The organism is Streptococcus hillyeri (assembly GCF_003686955.1).
In the GTDB taxonomy this organism is placed as follows: Bacteria; Bacillota; Bacilli; order Lactobacillales; family Streptococcaceae; genus Streptococcus; species Streptococcus hillyeri.
In genome coordinates, this window is sequence record NZ_RCVM01000022.1 from 1 (window position 1) to 17,121 (window position 17,121).

Annotated in this window: 20 protein-coding genes; 19 read left to right on the forward strand and 1 reads right to left on the reverse strand. The window is 40.0% G+C overall.

Annotated elements, in window-relative coordinates:
* The first annotated feature begins 282 nt into the window (after positions 1 to 282).
* The 14 genes from cshA to yidD all read left to right on the forward strand — a co-directional run bounded on the left by cshA (position 283) and on the right by yidD (position 11,735).
* Complete coding sequence (cshA, locus tag EAF07_RS08860; RefSeq protein ID WP_121836201.1) at positions 283 to 1,890, forward strand: degradosome RNA helicase CshA; 1,608 nt, start codon at positions 283 to 285, stop codon at positions 1,888 to 1,890.
* A gap of 365 nt (positions 1,891 to 2,255) precedes the next feature.
* On the forward strand, positions 2,256 to 3,500 hold the full coding sequence (locus EAF07_RS08865) for a diaminopimelate decarboxylase (protein ID WP_121836202.1): 1,245 nt from the start codon (positions 2,256 to 2,258) through the stop codon (positions 3,498 to 3,500).
* A gap of 151 nt (positions 3,501 to 3,651) precedes the next feature.
* Entirely contained in the window at positions 3,652 to 4,998 is a 1,347-nt protein-coding gene (locus EAF07_RS08870; protein WP_121836203.1) for an MATE family efflux transporter, read from the forward strand.
* Positions 4,999 to 5,143: 145 nt separating this feature from the next.
* On the forward strand, positions 5,144 to 5,386 hold the full coding sequence (locus EAF07_RS08875) for a YneF family protein (protein ID WP_121836204.1): 243 nt from the start codon (positions 5,144 to 5,146) through the stop codon (positions 5,384 to 5,386).
* Positions 5,387 to 5,586: 200 nt separating this feature from the next.
* Positions 5,587 to 6,381 (forward strand): glutamate racemase, encoded by a 795-nt coding sequence (racE, locus tag EAF07_RS08880; protein WP_121836205.1) that lies wholly within the window; start codon positions 5,587 to 5,589, stop codon positions 6,379 to 6,381.
* Positions 6,378 to 7,370: a nucleoside-triphosphate diphosphatase gene (locus EAF07_RS08885; protein ID WP_121836206.1), complete on the forward strand. Its 993-nt coding sequence runs from the start codon at positions 6,378 to 6,380 to the stop codon at positions 7,368 to 7,370. Before racE ends, EAF07_RS08885 begins: the two co-directional genes overlap by 4 nt.
* Positions 7,352 to 7,873 (forward strand): YfcE family phosphodiesterase, encoded by a 522-nt coding sequence (locus EAF07_RS08890; protein ID WP_121836207.1) that lies wholly within the window; start codon positions 7,352 to 7,354, stop codon positions 7,871 to 7,873. Before EAF07_RS08885 ends, EAF07_RS08890 begins: the two co-directional genes overlap by 19 nt.
* Entirely contained in the window at positions 7,870 to 8,334 is a 465-nt protein-coding gene (gene cbpB / locus EAF07_RS08895; RefSeq protein WP_121836208.1) for a cyclic-di-AMP-binding protein CbpB, read from the forward strand. The genes EAF07_RS08890 and cbpB overlap by 4 nt, the downstream gene beginning before the upstream one ends.
* Entirely contained in the window at positions 8,327 to 9,079 is a 753-nt protein-coding gene (gene xerD, locus EAF07_RS08900; protein ID WP_121836209.1) for a site-specific tyrosine recombinase XerD, read from the forward strand. The genes cbpB and xerD overlap by 8 nt, the downstream gene beginning before the upstream one ends.
* Complete coding sequence (locus tag EAF07_RS08905; RefSeq protein ID WP_121836210.1) at positions 9,069 to 9,782, forward strand: segregation/condensation protein A; 714 nt, start codon at positions 9,069 to 9,071, stop codon at positions 9,780 to 9,782. Before xerD ends, EAF07_RS08905 begins: the two co-directional genes overlap by 11 nt.
* Complete coding sequence (locus tag EAF07_RS08910) at positions 9,775 to 10,008, forward strand: phosphoribosylaminoimidazole carboxylase (RefSeq protein WP_121836211.1); 234 nt, start codon at positions 9,775 to 9,777, stop codon at positions 10,006 to 10,008. The genes EAF07_RS08905 and EAF07_RS08910 overlap by 8 nt, the downstream gene beginning before the upstream one ends.
* A complete protein-coding gene (gene scpB, locus EAF07_RS08915; protein WP_121836212.1) occupies positions 10,005 to 10,565 on the forward strand; it encodes an SMC-Scp complex subunit ScpB in 561 nt (186 codons plus the stop codon). Before EAF07_RS08910 ends, scpB begins: the two co-directional genes overlap by 4 nt.
* A 199-nt stretch (positions 10,566 to 10,764) precedes the next feature.
* Positions 10,765 to 11,490 carry a pseudouridine synthase gene (locus tag EAF07_RS08920; RefSeq protein WP_121836213.1) on the forward strand — a complete coding sequence of 242 codons (726 nt, stop codon included), beginning with the start codon at positions 10,765 to 10,767 and terminating at the stop codon, positions 11,488 to 11,490.
* Positions 11,487 to 11,735 carry a membrane protein insertion efficiency factor YidD gene (yidD, locus tag EAF07_RS08925; RefSeq protein WP_121836214.1) on the forward strand — a complete coding sequence of 83 codons (249 nt, stop codon included), beginning with the start codon at positions 11,487 to 11,489 and terminating at the stop codon, positions 11,733 to 11,735. The genes EAF07_RS08920 and yidD overlap by 4 nt, the downstream gene beginning before the upstream one ends.
* 99 nt (positions 11,736 to 11,834) lie before the next feature.
* Here the strand turns inward: yidD and EAF07_RS08930 are convergent, their stop codons facing one another.
* On the reverse strand, positions 11,835 to 12,917 hold the full coding sequence (locus EAF07_RS08930; RefSeq protein ID WP_121836215.1) for a DEAD/DEAH box helicase: 1,083 nt from the start codon (positions 12,915 to 12,917) through the stop codon (positions 11,835 to 11,837).
* A 142-nt stretch (positions 12,918 to 13,059) separates the two neighbouring features.
* Between EAF07_RS08930 and udk the strand changes: the two genes are divergently transcribed.
* From udk to EAF07_RS08955, 5 genes are all read left to right on the forward strand, one after another.
* On the forward strand, positions 13,060 to 13,683 hold the full coding sequence (gene udk, locus EAF07_RS08935; RefSeq protein ID WP_121836216.1) for a uridine kinase: 624 nt from the start codon (positions 13,060 to 13,062) through the stop codon (positions 13,681 to 13,683).
* A gap of 56 nt (positions 13,684 to 13,739) precedes the next feature.
* Positions 13,740 to 14,456, forward strand: coding sequence for a hypothetical protein (locus tag EAF07_RS08940; RefSeq protein WP_121836217.1), 717 nt, complete (start codon positions 13,740 to 13,742; stop codon positions 14,454 to 14,456).
* Between the two features lie 339 nt (positions 14,457 to 14,795).
* Entirely contained in the window at positions 14,796 to 15,239 is a 444-nt protein-coding gene (msrB, locus tag EAF07_RS08945) for a peptide-methionine (R)-S-oxide reductase MsrB (protein WP_121836218.1), read from the forward strand.
* Positions 15,240 to 15,254: 15 nt separating this feature from the next.
* On the forward strand, positions 15,255 to 15,611 hold the full coding sequence (locus EAF07_RS08950; protein ID WP_121836219.1) for a DUF1304 domain-containing protein: 357 nt from the start codon (positions 15,255 to 15,257) through the stop codon (positions 15,609 to 15,611).
* A gap of 123 nt (positions 15,612 to 15,734) precedes the next feature.
* Complete coding sequence (locus tag EAF07_RS08955) at positions 15,735 to 17,114, forward strand: oxaloacetate decarboxylase subunit alpha (protein ID WP_121836220.1); 1,380 nt, start codon at positions 15,735 to 15,737, stop codon at positions 17,112 to 17,114.
* The last annotated feature ends 7 nt before the right edge of the window (positions 17,115 to 17,121 follow it).

A 17,121-nucleotide genomic window follows, 5' to 3' on the forward strand; every position in this document is an offset into this window, starting at 1 on the left:
TTATATTTTGTCATAGTAAGGACTCATTTCTAACACAAACGTCTCAGACTTAATTCCACCATAAAAATCCGTTTTAGACTAATTTCCACTTCGAAAGCTAAAGTGGAAATTACTTTGGGAAATTACCTTTATGAAAAAAATATGGCACTTTCCTATCATTTTAGAAGTGATTGTGTTACACTAGATAAGTTGTTAATCAAAACGACAAACCGTGCAGAGTTGGTCTGCACAAAATAAGTGATATAAGACGGCTTCGCACCGTTTTTTAGAAAAGAGAAACAATTGAAATTTACTGAATTAAACTTATCTGCTGATATTCAATCAGCTGTTGTTACTGCTGGTTTTGAAACCCCATCTCCAATCCAAGAGTTGACCATTCCACTCGCTCTTGAAGGAAAAGATGTCATTGGTCAAGCCCAAACGGGAACTGGTAAGACAGCTGCTTTTGGTTTACCAACCTTAAATAAAATTCGCACAGCAGAAAACACTATTCAAGCGCTCGTTATTGCCCCAACACGTGAGTTGGCTGTTCAATCTCAAGAAGAACTCTTCCGATTTGGACGTGATAAAGGTGTCAAAGTGCGTTCTGTTTACGGCGGCTCAAGTATTGAGAAGCAAATTAAAGCCCTCAAATCAGGCGCTCACATCGTTGTAGGAACACCAGGGCGTTTACTTGACTTGATTAAGCGCAAAGCTTTAAAATTGCAAGATGTTGAGACGTTGATTCTTGATGAGGCTGATGAAATGTTGAACATGGGCTTCTTGGAAGATATTGAGGCGATTATTAGCCGTGTTCCAGAAGAACGTCAAACCCTGCTATTTTCAGCAACGATGCCAGAGCCAATCAAACAAATTGGGATTAAGTTCATGAAAAATCCTGAGCACGTTAAAATCAAGGCTAAAGAATTGACTAATGTTAATGTGGATCAGTATTATGTTCGTGTGAAAGAGCAAGAAAAATTTGATACCATGACACGTCTGATGGACGTTGATCAACCTGAGCTATCAATTGTGTTTGGTCGTACAAAACGCCGTGTTGATGAATTGACACGTGGTTTGAAATTACGTGGTTTCCGTGCAGAAGGTATTCACGGTGACCTTGATCAAAATAAACGTCTGCGTGTTATTCGTGACTTTAAAAACGATCAGATTGATATCTTAGTAGCAACAGACGTAGCAGCGCGTGGTTTGGACATTTCAGGTGTTACACACGTTTACAACTACGATATCCCACAAGATCCAGAAAGTTATGTTCACCGTATCGGACGTACAGGCCGTGCGGGTAAATCTGGTCAATCAATTACTTTTGTCTCACCAAATGAGATGGGTTACTTGGCTATCATTGAAAACTTAACGAAAAAGCGCATGACTGGTTTGAAACCAGCGACAGCAGAAGAGGCTTTCCAAGCTAAGAAAAAAGTAGCTCTTAAGAAAATCGAACGTGACTTCGCTGACGAGAATATCCGTGCAAACTTTGAAAAATTCAAAGGTGATGCGGTTAAGTTGGCACAAAAATTTACACCAGAGGAATTGGCGCTTTACATCCTTAGCTTAACGGTACAAGACCCAGATACCATGCCTGAAGTTGAGATTGCACGTGAAAAACCATTACCATTTAAATATGTTGGTGGTGGTCACGGCAATAAAAATTCTGGTAAAAATGGTCGTGGAAATCGTAATCGCAATGGTCGTGATAATGACCGTCGCGGAGGACACGATCGCCGTCGTGATGACCGTGATGACTACCGTGGTGGGAAACGCCGTGAACGTCGTGATACCCATGATGGCAACGGACGTAGCGATTTCAAAGGTAAATCACGCCGTAATAATGAGTACAAGAAATCATCTAAATCAAACAATGGCTTTACCATTAGACATAAAGGTGAATAATCTGGATAAGAGTGGTATAAATGCTCTGTTCTCCTAGAGAAACTCATTGATTGGAAAGATAAGACATTAAAAAAGGTAATAAAGACTTTGTGACAAACAAGGTGTTTATTACCTTTTAGTGTTACTCATATAAAAAAGCATCGGAGAATGAATTAAAATGAGGATACCAATTAAATGGAATGATACAAAATAATGCCATCAGTTAACCCTTTTCTTTCACTCTATTTCTAATCAAGTGACGATAGTAACCAACATAGCGTAGCGATTGCTCAAGTAAAAAATAAACTTCTTTTTAAGGTTCCACTAGCCATAAGAGATGTTTCGTGATACAATAGTCATAATATTTTGAAAATTCGAGGAAAAAAATGAAGATTCCCTTTATTTCAGCGACTGAATTAGATAAAATCACAGAAAACTTTCCAACTCCTTTTCATCTTTATGATGAAAAAGGCATTCGTGAAAAGGCGCGTGCCTTGAATAAGGCCTTTTCTTGGAACAAAGGATTTAAGGAATATTTTGCGGTCAAGGCGACTCCAACACCAGCTATTCTCAAGATTTTACAAGAGGAAAATTGTGGAGTGGATTGTGCAACAGGTGTTGAGCTCTTGATGAGCCATAAAATGGGCTTTACCGATATCATGTTCTCATCAAATAATACACCTGCAAGTGAGTATGCTTATGCCAAAGAAATTGGTGCAACCATTAACCTTGACGCCTACGAAATGATTGACTTTGTTAAGGAAACGGTCGGTCTGCCAGAAACTGTCTCTCTTCGTTACAATCCTGGTGGTGTGTTTACGCTTGGAACAGATATCATGGACAACCCAGAAGAGTCTAAGTTCGGGATGACCCACGCTCAGCTCATTCAAGGATTTAAAGACTTGAAAGCTGCTGGTGTTAAAACCTTTGGCATCCATTCTTTCTTGGCTTCAAACACAGTAACCAACGATTACTATCCAGTTTTGGCGAAGCAGTTGTTTGAGCTAGCGGTTGAGATTAAGCATGAGGTTGGCATTAATCTTGATTTTATCAATCTCTCAGGTGGTATTGGTGTCAACTATCGTCCAGAAGAAATGCCAAATGACATTGCTGTGATTGGTGACGGCGTTCGCCGTGTTTACGAAGAGGTCTTGGTTCCTGAGGACCTAGGTGAGGTCAAAATCTTCACAGAGCTAGGCCGTTTTATGCTTGCCCCTCATGGTCTTTTGGTGACAAAAGCGGTGCACCGTAAGAAAACCTACCGAGACTATGTGGGTGTTGACGCCTCAGCTGTGAATTTGCTGCGCCCTGCAATGTATGGCTCTTACCATCACATTACCAATATAACCAATCCTAATGGTAAACTTGAAACCGTTGATGTGGTCGGTTCTCTCTGTGAAAACAACGATAAATTTGCCAAACAACGTGAATTGCCAGAGGTTCGTGTGGGAGACACACTAGTGATTCACGACACGGGAGCCCACGGTTTCTCAATGGGGTATCAATACAATGCCAGATTACGCTCAGCAGAAATTCTCTATCAAGAAGATGGAACAGCGAGACTGATTCGCCGTGCGGAAACCCCAGAAGATTACTTTGCCACTCTTTATGGATTCGATTTCGAGAAATGACTTTAAAACCGCGTGTTAACGTGGTTTTTATACGTACAGGATAGCTTATACTTACTCTAAGGACGAAAGGAAAGTTCAATTTTAGTTATTACGAAGATTGAATAAGAGACAATCGTTAGAAGCGTAATGATTATCTCTTGGTGCATAAATTATGAAACATTCAGGTCTTGATTTGACCAAAGGTTCTGTGTTAAAAGTCATTTTAGCCTTCGCTTGGCCGATTATGATTTCTAATATTTTTCAACAACTCTACAACACCGCTGATACGATGATTGTGGGAAACTTTTTAGGTGAAAATGCCCTAGCGGCTGTAGGGTCAACCGCTTCAGTTTTTGAATTGATTGTGGGATTTACCATCGGAATTACAAATGGTATGGGAATCGTCATTGCTCGCTATTTCGGTGCTAAAGATGAAGAAATGCTCAAAAAATCAGTAGCAGTAGCTGTAACGATATCCCTAGGGGTGTCACTTGTTTTCACCCTTGTTGGTTGGTTTGGTTTACTACCCCTATTGAAATTGTTAGGAACACCTGAGAGCATTCTTAATCAAGCTTTCAGCTATATTATCCTTATTTTATCTGGGTTAGTTATCACGGTTTCCTATAATCTTGGAGCGGCCCTCTTACGTGCGATTGGAGATAGTTTGACAGCTCTCTATATCTTGGTTTTTTCTGCCCTTCTTAACATTGGTTTAGACTTGCTTTTTGTTGGGCAATTTCAATTGGGAATCCGTGGGGCAGGGGTTGCAACCTTGATTGCGCAAGCTTTGTCAACAATTCTTTGTTGGGGCTACATTTATCAGAAACGCAGAGTGCTGATTCCTGAAAAGAGGCATTTTGAAGTGGATAAAACCCTCTATAGGGATATGTTGGGTCAAGGTTTGTCAATGGGCTTAATGTTTTCAATCGTATCCATTGGAACGGTCATCTTGCAAACGGCAATTAATGGTTTCGGGGTTTATATTATAGGAGCTCAGGTAACTGCGCGTCGTATTCAAGCTTTCTTTATCATGCCAATGACAGCAACGGCATCTGCTATGGCGACCTTTGCGTCACAAAATCTGGGTGCCAAGCAGTATGACAGAATTAGAAAAGGTGTTAAAAGAGCCTCAGTCCTTGTTGTTATCTGGGCAGTTTTTGCCTTTTTAGTTCTGTATGTTGCGGGTGAATCTTTAACCACCTTAATTTCTGGGTCAAGACAGGTGGAACTGCTATCAGCTTCTCAGCTTTATCTTCGATTGACTACGCCATTTTACCCAATACTTGGTCTGCTATTTATCTTGAGAAATAGTTTGCAGGGCCTAGGTTTAAAGAGGTTGCCCTTGATTTCTAGTTTCATTGAGCTATTTGGGAAAATTCTGTTTGTGGTGGTCATCATTCCTCGTTTAGGGTATTTAGGTGTTATTCTCTGTGAACCGCTCCTTTGGGTGCCAATGGCTGCGCAGCTTTATTTTGCCTATCGTAAGAAAAAAGAAGAACTGCAGCTGTTGCAAGCCTAGCTTAACCTTAAAGGGACAGTCATCTGATAGCTCTTGGGGAAAAATGGAATTGGTATCCGATGAGAACGACTTTTTCTCATTGTCATTTGACATGGAAAATGTTATAATAATCCAGTAAAAACATTTAGAGAGAATAGGAATTATCATGAGTACATTTCTTTGGATTTTATTAGTCATTGTTGCCTTTGTGGGCGGATTGTTTGCAGGTGCTTACATCCTACGTAAGCAAGTTGAAAAAGAATTTGCTGAAAATCCACGTTTAGATGTCAATGCTGTTCGTGAAATGATGAGCCAAATGGGACAAAAACCAAGTGAGGCTAAAGTTCAACAAGCCTACCGTAACATCATCAAACACTCAAAAGCAGCAGTAAGCAACAAGAAAAAATAAAGGATAGGGAGTGGGAAAGTATTCCCGTTCCCTTTCTTTGCTTATAAAAGAGTGTTTAGCTAAGTTATAAGGCCATTAGAAACTGTAGCACTCATAGCAACATAAAAGTAAATTCGTAAAGTGTGTTTTTGCAACCTTCCTGTTTGCATCATAAAATAGGAACTGTTCAGAGACACCATTACAACATTAGGAAAGTGTATATGGATAATCGACCAATTGGTTTTTTAGATTCGGGTGTAGGTGGCTTGACTGTAGTGCGTGAGCTCATGCGTCAGCTACCTCACGAAGAAATTGTTTATATTGGAGATTCAGCAAGGGCTCCGTATGGTCCTAGACCGGCAGAGCAAATTAGGGAATACACTTGGGAATTGGTGAATTTTCTATTAACTAAGAATGTTAAGATGATTGTTTTTGCCTGTAATACAGCGACAGCAGTTGCTTGGGAAGAGGTTAAGGAAGCTCTTGATATTCCTGTTATTGGTGTGATTTTACCAGGATCAAGCGCAGCGATTAAGTCAACAACCTCAGGTAAGATTGGTGTCATTGGAACACCGATGACCATTAAATCAGACATTTATCGGGAAAAGATTAATCAGCTCTCGCCTCAAATGACAGTAACAAGTCTTTCCTGTCCGAAATTTGCCCCTATTGTTGAATCAAATGAGGCAAATTCTAGTCTTGCTAAGAAGGTGGTCTATGAAACCTTAGCTCCCTTAGTGGGAAAAGTTGACACCTTAATTTTAGGGTGTACCCATTATCCTCTTTTACGCCCTATTATCCAAAATGTGATGGGGGATCAGGTTAAACTAATTGATAGCGGAGCAGAGTGCATTCGGGACATATCTGTTCTTCTTAATTATTTTCAACTCAATCATAGCCGCGAAGTCGCGTTGGAGAAGCACCGCTTTTTTACCACCGCAAGCGTCGCCTCTTTTCGAGAAATTGCTGAAAATTGGCTAGGGCAAACTATTCATGTGGAGCATGTAGATTTATGACAGAAAAAATTTATGAATATAAAGATGACAATAATTGGTTTATCGGAAAAGGTTCTTTTGCCAATATATTTTCCAGTTTTGGAGAGGGTGGGAGAGAGCAAGAGATTTCTCAGTTGGGGCATCAGTTAGATCAATTGATTGCACCAAGGTATGAAGATGAGTTTAATCAATGTGTTGCTATTGAAGTAATCAAATTGCAATCAGACGTTCGGCTGATTCAGTTTGCCCTAGAGATTTTAAATGACTTAAATAATCGTCAATTTAGAGCCGTTCATCATAAGGGGACTGTTCTCATTATTGAAGGGGAAAAACTGTACTCGGTTTATTTGCCAAAGACTGGTGTGAGTCTAACTGACTTTTTTGGTCAATCCGAAACAGGTTTTGGTGATACCCTGTTAATTGCTACAAAAAATGAAGGTAAGACTAAGGAGTTTCGTAAATTCTTTGAAAAAATGGGGATTACGGTGGAAAACCTTAATGATTACCCAGACTTACCAGATGTTGCAGAAACTGGTATGACCTTTGAAGAGAATGCCCGTTTGAAGGCTGAGACAATTGCTAAGCTGACAGGTAAGATGGTTTTAGCAGATGATTCAGGGCTTAAAGTGGATGTTTTAGGTGGTCTTCCTGGTGTTTGGTCAGCTCGTTTTTCTGGACCAGATGCGACAGATGAAAAAAATAATGCCAAGTTGTTACATGAATTACAAATGGTATTTGAGCTAAAAGACAGAAGCGCTCAATTTCATTGTTGCTTGGTGGTAGCAAGTCCAGATAAGGAATCTTTAGTAGTTGAAGCTGAGTGGCCAGGCTATATAGGCGTGCAGCCACAAGGGGAAAATGGTTTTGGCTATGATCCTCTCTTTCTAGTCGGTGAATCAGGACGAACAGCTGCGCAGCTTTCTTCTGACGAAAAAAATGAACAATCGCACCGCGGTTTAGCGGTCAAAAAACTCATGGAGGTCTTTCCATCATGGCTGAATACACGTTAATTGTTATGAGTGATTCTCACGGCGATAGGCAAGTTGTGGAGAATATCAAGTCCCACTATCTTGGAAAGGTAGATGCTATTTTTCATAATGGTGATTCTGAACTAGAATCTAAAGATAGCATCTGGGATGGCATTTCAGTCGTTCGTGGGAACTGTGATTACGATTCTGGTTACGAGGACAGTCGTGTGACACGTTTTCCAAATGTAACCATTGCTCAAACCCACGGTCACCTTTATCATATCAACTTTATGTGGGACCGCTTAGATTTATTTGCCCAAGAAGCTGAGGCAGATATCTGTTTGTACGGTCACTTGCACCGTGCAGCTGCTTGGCAAAATGGCAAGACAGTCTTTATCAATCCAGGTTCTGTTTTACAGCCTCGTGGGGAAGTGTCAGAGAAGCTTTATGCCAAAGTGATGGTCACAGATGATAAGATTGCCGTTGATTTCTACCGTCTTGACCACACACGATTTGAAGGGTTATCAGAGGAATTTTCACGATGATTGCAAAAGAATTTGAAATTTTTTTAAAAGGGCAGTTGAACACTTATTTGACACCTGCTGAAGAGGTTGCTATTTTTGTGGATACTCACAATGCCGACCACGTGCTCTTACTTCTTGCTAGTAATGGCTTTTCCCGCGTTCCTGTCATTACGAAGGAGAAAAAATACGTGGGAACCATTTCTCTTTCAGATATCATGAAGTATCAGGCTGAGAATGGTTTACAAGACTGGGAGATGGCACAGACCGATATTGCCCATATGGCAAATAGCAAGATTCCTACGGTGTCAATCAATGCAGATGTGACAGAAGTGCTTCATAAATTGGTTGATTTCCCCTTTTTGCCAGTGCTTGATGCTGAGCAAACCTTTGTGGGCATTATCACACGCAAGTCGATTTTAAAAGCGGTCAACAGTCTTCTCCATAATTTTACGAAGGATTATACGATTCATCCAAATGACTGATTTTATTCCTTATATTACTGATTTTTTATCTGAGAAAAAGCTGGCGCAAAATTCTAGAAAGTCTTATCAGTATGATCTTGAACAATTTCTTCAAGAAATCAAAGGCACCCCTGATGATTATAGCTTGCGCCTCTATCAAGAAAAATTGAGCGATTTGAAACCGTCAGCGCAAAAACGAAAACTTTCCAGTGTGAATCAATTTTTGTATTACCTCTACGAAAAAGGTCATCTTGATCGTTTTTACAAATTAAAAGTTGCCAAGAAGCCTCTGGCTCAGACTAGGGTGAGTACCTTACTAGAGTTAGATTGTCTCTATCACGAAACAGACGATTTAACAGGTCAGCTGATTGCGCTTTTGATATTAGAACTGGGTCTAACACCTAGTGAAATTGCAGAACTTCAGGTGTCGAAAATTGATAAGGAATTTCAGATCATAACGCTAAAAAAATCTGGTGCGGTACGAATTTTAGCCATTAGTGAAAAATTGCTGCCTTATCTTAATTGGGAAACCAATCAGAAGTACCTTTTTGAAAACTCTGGTAAACCCTACACCCGTCAATGGTTTTTTACAAAATTATCTCATTATCTGAAAAGCCTTGACTTGGTGGAATTGACTGCTCAAAAATTACGTGAGCAGTATATGTTAAGAGAACAAGCAGCAGGAGTTCCTATTTTAGAATTGGCTAAAAAATTAGGATTGAAAAACACGACCACCTTAGAAAAATACTATAAACATGGACATTAAACTAAAAGATTTTGAAGGACCATTGGACCTCTTGCTCCATCTGGTTTCTAAATACGAAATGGATATCTATGATGTCCCGATTGTGGAGGTTATCGAACAATATTTAGCTTACATTGAGACCTTGCAGGCGATGCGTTTGGAGGTGGCTGGTGAGTACATGTTGATGGCTAGCCAGCTGATGTTGATTAAAAGTCGCAAATTGCTCCCTAAAATTGTGGAAGCAGAGCCAGAAGCTGATGATCCTGAACTTGATTTGCTTAGCCAGATTGAAGAATATCGCAAATACAAGCTTCTCAGTCAAGAGTTGGCAGTGCAGCATGATGTTCGGGCGCAGCATTTTTCAAAACCAAAACAAGAACTCATCTATGACGATGTGACCCTCAATCATGACCGAACAGCCATTGACTTGTTTTTAGCCTTTTCTCAGATTATGGCTAAGAAGCAGGCGGAAATTCGTAATAGTCACACGACGATTGCGCGTGATGATTATCGTATCGAAGACTTAATGGTCTTTGTTGAAGAAAAGCTGGCGCAAAAAAGCCAATTGCACTTGTCAGAACTTTTTGACCAAGCGACTGATAAACAAGAAGTGATTACGATTTTTCTTGCCACTCTGGAGCTGATTAAGGTGCAGAAGGTTCTTGTGTCACAGGATGAAAATTTTGGGGAAATCATTTTGACCAAAGGAGGGGAAGATGCTTAAGATTATTGTACATGCTTTTGCAGAACCAACGGAGGCAGTAGTAGAAGTCCTCTATGCTTCAGAAGATGAAAATGTTATTTCAAACAAAATGGCAGAGTTCACCACGCAATATCCCAATGATTATCTAGCCGTCTATGACTTGCCACTCGATGTGGATTTGGGAAGTTTGCCTCATTATCCTTCGGTTGCAATTTCACCAGATGATTTTAATGGAGGAGAGGGATGAGCCATTTAGCGAGTATAGAAGCTTTGCTCTTTGTAGCAGGAGAAGATGGCCTCAGTTTGAGACAGTTGGCTGAGTTGACCCAACTTTCTGCGTCAGCTTTGTCCCAACAATTGGAAAAATTAGCAGAAAAATACACAGCTGATGATGATTCTGCCCTTTGTCTTGTCGAGACGGGAAAAACCTATAAATTATTGACGAAGGAGCGACATGCTGAGATTCTGCGTCTTTACTCTAGCACGCCCATCAATCAAAGTTTGTCTCGTGCCAGTCTTGAGGTACTGTCGATTATTGCCTACAAGCAACCTATTACGCGTGTTGAAGTTGATGAGATACGCGGTGTCAATTCAAGCGGCGCCATTACCAAGCTTCAAGCCTTTGATTTGATTCGTGAGGACGGTAAAAAAGAAGTTCTTGGCCGTCCTAACCTCTATGTCACGACAGATTATTTCTTAGACTATATGGGGATTAATCGCTTAGAAGAGCTTCCAGATGTCTCTAGCATCCAACTTCAAAATGAAGAAGTCACTCTCTTTGACACAGAAACAGATATGGCGTAAGATGGAGACAGGAAAAGTGGTATTGTAGAACGTCCTACAAGCATAGTGAAAGTGAGAAAGAGAGATTGATAGAAATGATAGTCTCTAATCCCTTTCTAAAAAAGCTGCCCTGTCCGACATCATTTATCGAAAAACTAAAATACATATTACAGACGTGAGTTAGTAGAAAAGGAGCGAGGGGAGACCCTCGAAAAAGAATATGCGCATTAATAAATACATTGCCCATGCGGGTGTTGCTAGCCGTCGTAAGGCGGAAGAATTGATCAAGGCTGGTCTTGTGACCATCAATGGAGAAGTTGTCCGTGAGTTGGCAACCACCGTTAAATCTGGCGATAAAGTTGAGGTAGAAGGAAGCCCTATCTACAATGAAGAAAAGGTCTACTACCTACTCAACAAACCAAAAGGTGTGATTTCAAGCGTGAGTGACGATAAAGGGAGAAAAACGGTTTTAGATTTTCTTCCACAAGTTAAGGAGCGCATCTATCCAGTAGGTCGTCTAGACTGGGACACGTCAGGTGTTCTGATTTTGACCAATGATGGTGATTTTACAGATAAAATGATCCACCCTCGAAATGAGATTGACAAGGTTTATTTAGCTCGTGTCAAAGGCTTAGCTACTAAAGAAAATCTTCGTCCATTGACTCGTGGTGTGGTGATTGATGGTAAGAAAACAAAGCCTGCGCGTTACAATATTATCAAGGTTGATCCTGAAAAAAATCGTTCAGTTGTTGAATTGACCATCCACGAAGGGCGCAACCACCAAGTCAAAAAAATGTTTGAAGCTTGTGGGTTACTTGTTGATAAATTGTCTCGTACCAAATTTGGGACACTTGATTTAACAGGTCTTCGTCCCGGTGAAGCACGCCGTCTTAATAAAAAAGAAATCAGCCAGCTTCATAATGCTGCGACCACAAAGACAAAATGAAAAAGCTCCTTATAGCTCCTGTTAGATTTTATCAGCGGTTCATTTCACCAGTATTTCCTGCTTCTTGTCGCTATCGTCCAACCTGTTCTCAATACATGATAGAAGCTATTGACAAGCACGGACTAAAAGGCGTTCTTATGGGTGTGGCAAGGATTTTGCGTTGCCACCCTTTTACAGAAGGTGGAGATGATCCTGTACCAGATCATTTTAGTCTGCACAGGAATAAGTCGGCTAAAAGTGATTAAGGATGTTTTATTGTGGGATACATCATATTTATTAAAGAGATAGAAAAAAGAGGAGATTAGGTTTCTGACCGGGTCTCCTCTTTTGTGTGTTTCATTCACTTATTTTTGATGTAGGGTTTGATTTTTTAAATAAACTTCTGAAACTTTGGCAAATTTCTTCAGTTTTTTGAGGTCTTCTGGGTGGGTGACAAGGGTGATGACATTTCCAGTTTTTCCCATACGTCCTGTACGACCAGCACGGTGCGTATAGGTTTCTTTGTCACGAGGGACTTCAAAATTGATAACTGTTTCAAGACGATCAATATCAATACCACGGGCAACTAAGTCTGTTCCAAGTAGTAGAGAAATCTCGTGATTTTTAAACTTCTCTAAAATCACTTTACGGAATTTGACATTAACGTCACTAGCTAATGAGACAGCAGAGCTTTCGACAAATTGTAGACGTTCCTCAGTAGCTCCCAAATCAGAGAGGCTATTAAAGAAAACAAGCCCACGAAAATCAGGAATATTTGAAAACTTACGCAGCAAGTCTAAACGGTCACGCTTTTCAACCTGAATATAGAAGTGGCTGATAGTGTCTAATTTTTGGTCCGATAAATCCAGAATTTCAGTATTCTCAACCAAAGCAGTGTTATCAACTTTATTGGTTGCGGACATGTAAATCATTTGATGGTCACGCGGCACATAAGATGTGATGCTTTTGACAAAATGATATTGGCTATCACTCAAGAGCTCGTCAAATTCATCTAGAATAATCGTGTTCACGTTCATCATTTTGATTTTCTTGAGTTTAATCAGCTCGAAAATACGCCCTGGTGTTCCAATCAGAATTTCGGGCCCTTTTTTGAGGCGTTCAATTTGACGTTTTTGGCTTGAGCCTGAGAGAAATAGCTGAGCAGTTAGTCCGATTGGCTCTGCCCATTCTTTTGTCACTTCAAAAATTTGACCAGCTAATTCAGTATTTGGAGCCAGAATAAGTAATTGCTGAGATTTTTTGGGCGTTAATGTTTGCAGAGCTGGTAATAGATAGGCCAAGGTTTTGCCAGTTCCTGTTGGACTGATACCTAGAATATTTTTACCAGAAAAAATAGGGTCAAAGGCTTGTTCTTGAATAGGTGTTAATTCTGAAAAACCAAGTGTTTGTAATTGTTCTTGCCAAATCGTTGGAAAATGTTGATGCATAATATATCCTTTTTTATTCTTCTTATTTTCCATTATAGCATGAAATATGGTAAAATAGTGAGAATGCAAATTTTAGAATTTAGAAAAGAAGAAAGGGCAGATAAGTTAGAAAACGTGTTTCTGATTTTCTCTGTGTAGTACAATGCGTAAAAAACCTATTATTATTGGCGTAACTGGTGGTTCTGGTGGTGGTAAAACAAGTGTGTCACATGCCATCTTAGCTAATTTTCCAGATGAAAAGATTGCCATGATTGAACACGATTCTTACTATAAAAATCAAGACCACTTGACCTTCGAAGAACGTGTGAAAACCAACTACGACCATCCTTTAGCTTTTGATACGGATTTTATGATTGAGCAATTAAAGGAATTGATTGCGGGGCGTCCAGTGGATATTCCCATTTATGACTATACGCAACACACTCGCAGTAAGGAAACGTATCGTCAGGAACCTCAAGATGTCTTTATCATTGAAGGCATTTTGGTCATGGAAGATAAGCGCCTTCGTGATTTAATGGACATTAAAATTTTTGTGGACACAGATGATGATATTCGTATTATTCGTCGTATCAAGCGTGATATGGTTGAACGTGGACGTAGCTTGGATAGCATTATTGAGCAATACACTAGCGTCGTGAAGCCGATGTATCACCAATTTATTGAGCCAACCAAGCGCTACGCTGATATTGTCATCCCAGAAGGTGTGACTAACCTTGTTGCGATTGACCTTATCAACACAAAAATAGCCAGCATTTTAGGAGAGTAATAACATTAATTGTCAGAAAACCATTGAAATGGTAGCCTGACAATTTGGAGGCAGTCATGGATAAGAATAAGAACAATCACATTTGGGCTATGATAGGGATTTTACTCTTAATCGTGGCAATTTTAGCTCTCTTTCGTTACCGCCATTCACAACTTGAAGCACAGCGGATTATCATCGAAGAAAGAGTTAGTCGAACTTCTAAAAATAAACAACTAACCGCTGCGGAAGAAGCAGTTAAAGCACTTGAACAAGATATGACTGATGAGAATGTCACAAAGGCACAACATGCTGTCGATTACCTAAAAGAGAGTGATATCAAGATAAAACTTCAGAAGCGTATCAATGTGGTAAAAGAGCGTCTAGCTAAAAAGATGGAAGATGACAAGCTCAAAAGCCAAGCAGAAGAAACTGTCAATCATCTTGAGCAAAATAAGTCATCTGAAAACCTTATCCTTGCCCAAGAAGCAGTTGATAAACTAACGGATACCGAACTTCAAGCAACCTTGCAAGTGCGTATCAATAAGGTAAAAGGTGAACTTGAAGCTCACCCGCAAGAGTCTACCAATAGCGATGCGGTGACGGAAATTCCTATCCCACAAGAGAATCAAAATAGCAGTGATAATTCTGCTGAGACACCACCAGTCGAAAATGTTGACAATCAAGGATTGGAAACTGGCGGTATTGACTCTCCTCAAATAGTTCCAGATTCAGGAGATACGGATTCTAGTATTGGTGAACCTGCATCACCGACTTCTGGTGATACAGGAAATTAGAATGAACAATCAAAAGGAGGTTGAGACAAATATCTCAACTTTCTCTTTTTGATAGTAATGACAGATTGGCGCAGTGGTTGATTGGAGGTTTCCAACTGGACACTTCTTCATTTTCAAGTGTCCACCTCAAACAGTCCACTGGACAGTTTCAGCCTGAGCTTAGAAACCAGAGAGCGAGGAAAATCGAAATCGTCATTTTTTGACGATTTAACGATTTTTGTCCCACTCTCGCTTATTTATTGTCAATATCTTTTAATCAAAATGTTTATACCTTGACACTGAACGTTAAAAGGTCTAGAATATAACAATATTTGCATAACAGATATTGAGGTGTAAAAAATGGCTGAAACTAGAGAAGAACTTCGTCAACGTATTGGAGACTTGGCTTTTGAAGTGACGCAAAATGCAGGTACTGAGCGTGCTTTTACAGGTCGGTACGATGATTTTTTTGAAAAAGGTATTTATGTTGATGTGGTCAGCGGAGAAGCGCTGTTTTCATCGTTGGATAAATACAATTCAGGCTGTGGTTGGCCAGCTTTTACTAAACCGATTGAAAATCGAATGGTTACAAATCATGATGACCGGTCACATCACATGAGACGTGTTGAGGTGAGAAGTCGTGGTGCCCAGTCCCATTTGGGTCATGTCTTTAACGACGGTCCTCAGGAAGCAGGAGGGCTACGTTACTGTATCAACTCAGCAGCTCTGCAATTTATTCCTTATCATCAGCTTGAAGAAAAGGGCTATGGGGAATATCTAACTTTATTTGATAAGCAACCTTGAAATAGGAGGAGAAAAATGTCAATTATAACAATTATTTTAGGCACCTTAGTTGCCTTAGAATTTTTCTATATTTTTTACCTTGAGACGCTTGCGACCACATCAGCTGCAACATCACGCGTTTTTAACATGGAAAAAGAAGAGTTGGAGCGTCCGTCGGTCAATACATTGTTTAAAAATCAAGGTGTTTACAATGGCTTAATTGCTGTCTTGATTATCGTTGCATTGTTTATTTTACCAAGTATACAGTGGTTGATTCTTTTGATGGTTTACGTCATCTTAGTTGCCATTTATGGTGGTCTTACCAGTGATAAAGCAATTATTTTAAAACAAGGTGGTTTAGCAATTCTAACCCTAATTTCAATGCTATTTTAAGAAATATAAAGAGGACTGAGTAATCAGTTCTTTTTATATCTGCAAAATTTTGTAATCGTTTTCTTTGAGATTGTGATATAATGAAAATAGCTTTAAATCGATGAAAAATAGAAGGGAGTTTCTATGAAGTCAGTTGCGATTACAGAAACCTTGTTGCGTGATGCCCATCAGAGCTTGATGGCGACGCGTTTGTCTATAGAGGATATGCTGCCAGTTTTACCGTTATTAGATAGGGTTGGCTATTATTCACTCGAATGTTGGGGAGGTGCCACATTTGATGCTTGTTTACGCTTTTTAAATGAAGATCCGTGGGAGAGGCTACGGACATTAAAGAAAAATCTTCCTAATACCAAGCTACAAATGTTACTTAGGGGACAAAATCTTTTAGGCTATCGCCATTACTCAGATGATGTGGTGGATAAGTTTGTGGAACTATCTGCTGAAAATGGGATTGATGTTTTTCGAATTTTTGATGCCCTAAACGATACACGAAATTTACAGCGAGCTTTGGATGCTGTTAAACGAACTGGTAAAGAGGCTCAGCTTTGCATTTCTTATACAACCAGTCCAGTCCATACTGTTGACTATTATATAGCGTTGACCAAACAGATGGTGGCTATGGGAGCAGATTCGATTTGTATCAAGGATATGGCAGGGGTATTGACACCTAAGGACGCCAAGGATTTGATCGGTGGCATGAAGTCGGTAACAACTCTTCCGATTATTTTACACACTCATGCAACCAGTGGGATTTCTGAGATGACTTACCATGCAGCGGTTGAAGCTGGTGTTGATCGTATTGATACGGCCCTATCACCATTTTCAGGAGGAACGTCTCAACCTGCGACAGAGTCACTTTATCTTGCCCTTAAAGATGAGGGATATGATGTTTCACTAGATGAAAAACTGATGGAAGAAATTGCTGTTTATATGAGGACTGTTCGTCAGAGGTACCTCGATAACGGCACGATGAGCCCGACACTTCTTTTTGCAGATCCTAGGACCTTGATTTATCAAGTTCCTGGTGGTATGCTATCAAATATGTTGTCACAATTGAAACAAGCTGGTGCAGAAAGCAAACTTGATCAGGTATTGGCAGAGGTTCCTAAAGTTAGAAAAGATATGGGATACCCACCTCTCGTTACTCCGATGAGTCAAATTGTGGGAACTCAGGCAGCTATGAATATTATACTTGGTGAGCGCTATAAGATGGTTTCCAAAGAGGTCAAACAATATCTTGTTGGCGAATATGGAAAATCTCCTGTTCCAGTTGATCCAGAGTTTGCTAAATCAATTATTGGGGAGGCTGAGATTTATTCAGGACGTCCTGCAGATCGCTTAGAACCAGAGTTAAATAAACTCCGTGAGGAAATTGGTGAGTTGGCTAAATCTGACGAAGATGTGCTGATTTATGCTCTTTTCCCAAATGTTGCCAAGGACTTTTTAACAAAAAAATACGCTCCTAAAGATGAAGTAATTCGTGTGACGGGCTATGTGGTGTAAGGAGGAA

Bases quoted from the DNA above. Each gene is read 5' to 3' on its own strand.
- EAF07_RS08865 (WP_121836202.1), top strand. From the start codon at position 2,256: ATGAAGATTCCCTTTATTTCAGCGACTGAATTAGATAAAATCACAGAA.
- EAF07_RS08870 (WP_121836203.1), top strand. From the start codon at position 3,652: ATGAAACATTCAGGTCTTGATTTGACCAAAGGTTCTGTGTTAAAAGTC.
- EAF07_RS08875 (WP_121836204.1), top strand. From the start codon at position 5,144: ATGAGTACATTTCTTTGGATTTTATTAGTCATTGTTGCCTTTGTGGGC.
- racE (WP_121836205.1), top strand. From the start codon at position 5,587: ATGGATAATCGACCAATTGGTTTTTTAGATTCGGGTGTAGGTGGCTTG.
- EAF07_RS08885 (WP_121836206.1), top strand. From the start codon at position 6,378: ATGACAGAAAAAATTTATGAATATAAAGATGACAATAATTGGTTTATC.
- EAF07_RS08890 (WP_121836207.1), top strand. From the start codon at position 7,352: ATGGCTGAATACACGTTAATTGTTATGAGTGATTCTCACGGCGATAGG.
- cbpB (WP_121836208.1), top strand. From the start codon at position 7,870: ATGATTGCAAAAGAATTTGAAATTTTTTTAAAAGGGCAGTTGAACACT.
- xerD (WP_121836209.1), top strand. From the start codon at position 8,327: ATGACTGATTTTATTCCTTATATTACTGATTTTTTATCTGAGAAAAAG.
- EAF07_RS08905 (WP_121836210.1), top strand. From the start codon at position 9,069: ATGGACATTAAACTAAAAGATTTTGAAGGACCATTGGACCTCTTGCTC.
- EAF07_RS08910 (WP_121836211.1), top strand. From the start codon at position 9,775: ATGCTTAAGATTATTGTACATGCTTTTGCAGAACCAACGGAGGCAGTA.
- scpB (WP_121836212.1), top strand. From the start codon at position 10,005: ATGAGCCATTTAGCGAGTATAGAAGCTTTGCTCTTTGTAGCAGGAGAA.
- EAF07_RS08920 (WP_121836213.1), top strand. From the start codon at position 10,765: ATGCGCATTAATAAATACATTGCCCATGCGGGTGTTGCTAGCCGTCGT.
- yidD (WP_121836214.1), top strand. From the start codon at position 11,487: ATGAAAAAGCTCCTTATAGCTCCTGTTAGATTTTATCAGCGGTTCATT.
- EAF07_RS08930 (WP_121836215.1), bottom strand. From the start codon at position 12,917: ATGCATCAACATTTTCCAACGATTTGGCAAGAACAATTACAAACACTT.
- udk (WP_121836216.1), top strand. From the start codon at position 13,060: ATGCGTAAAAAACCTATTATTATTGGCGTAACTGGTGGTTCTGGTGGT.
- EAF07_RS08940 (WP_121836217.1), top strand. From the start codon at position 13,740: ATGGATAAGAATAAGAACAATCACATTTGGGCTATGATAGGGATTTTA.
- msrB (WP_121836218.1), top strand. From the start codon at position 14,796: ATGGCTGAAACTAGAGAAGAACTTCGTCAACGTATTGGAGACTTGGCT.
- EAF07_RS08950 (WP_121836219.1), top strand. From the start codon at position 15,255: ATGTCAATTATAACAATTATTTTAGGCACCTTAGTTGCCTTAGAATTT.
- EAF07_RS08955 (WP_121836220.1), top strand. From the start codon at position 15,735: ATGAAGTCAGTTGCGATTACAGAAACCTTGTTGCGTGATGCCCATCAG.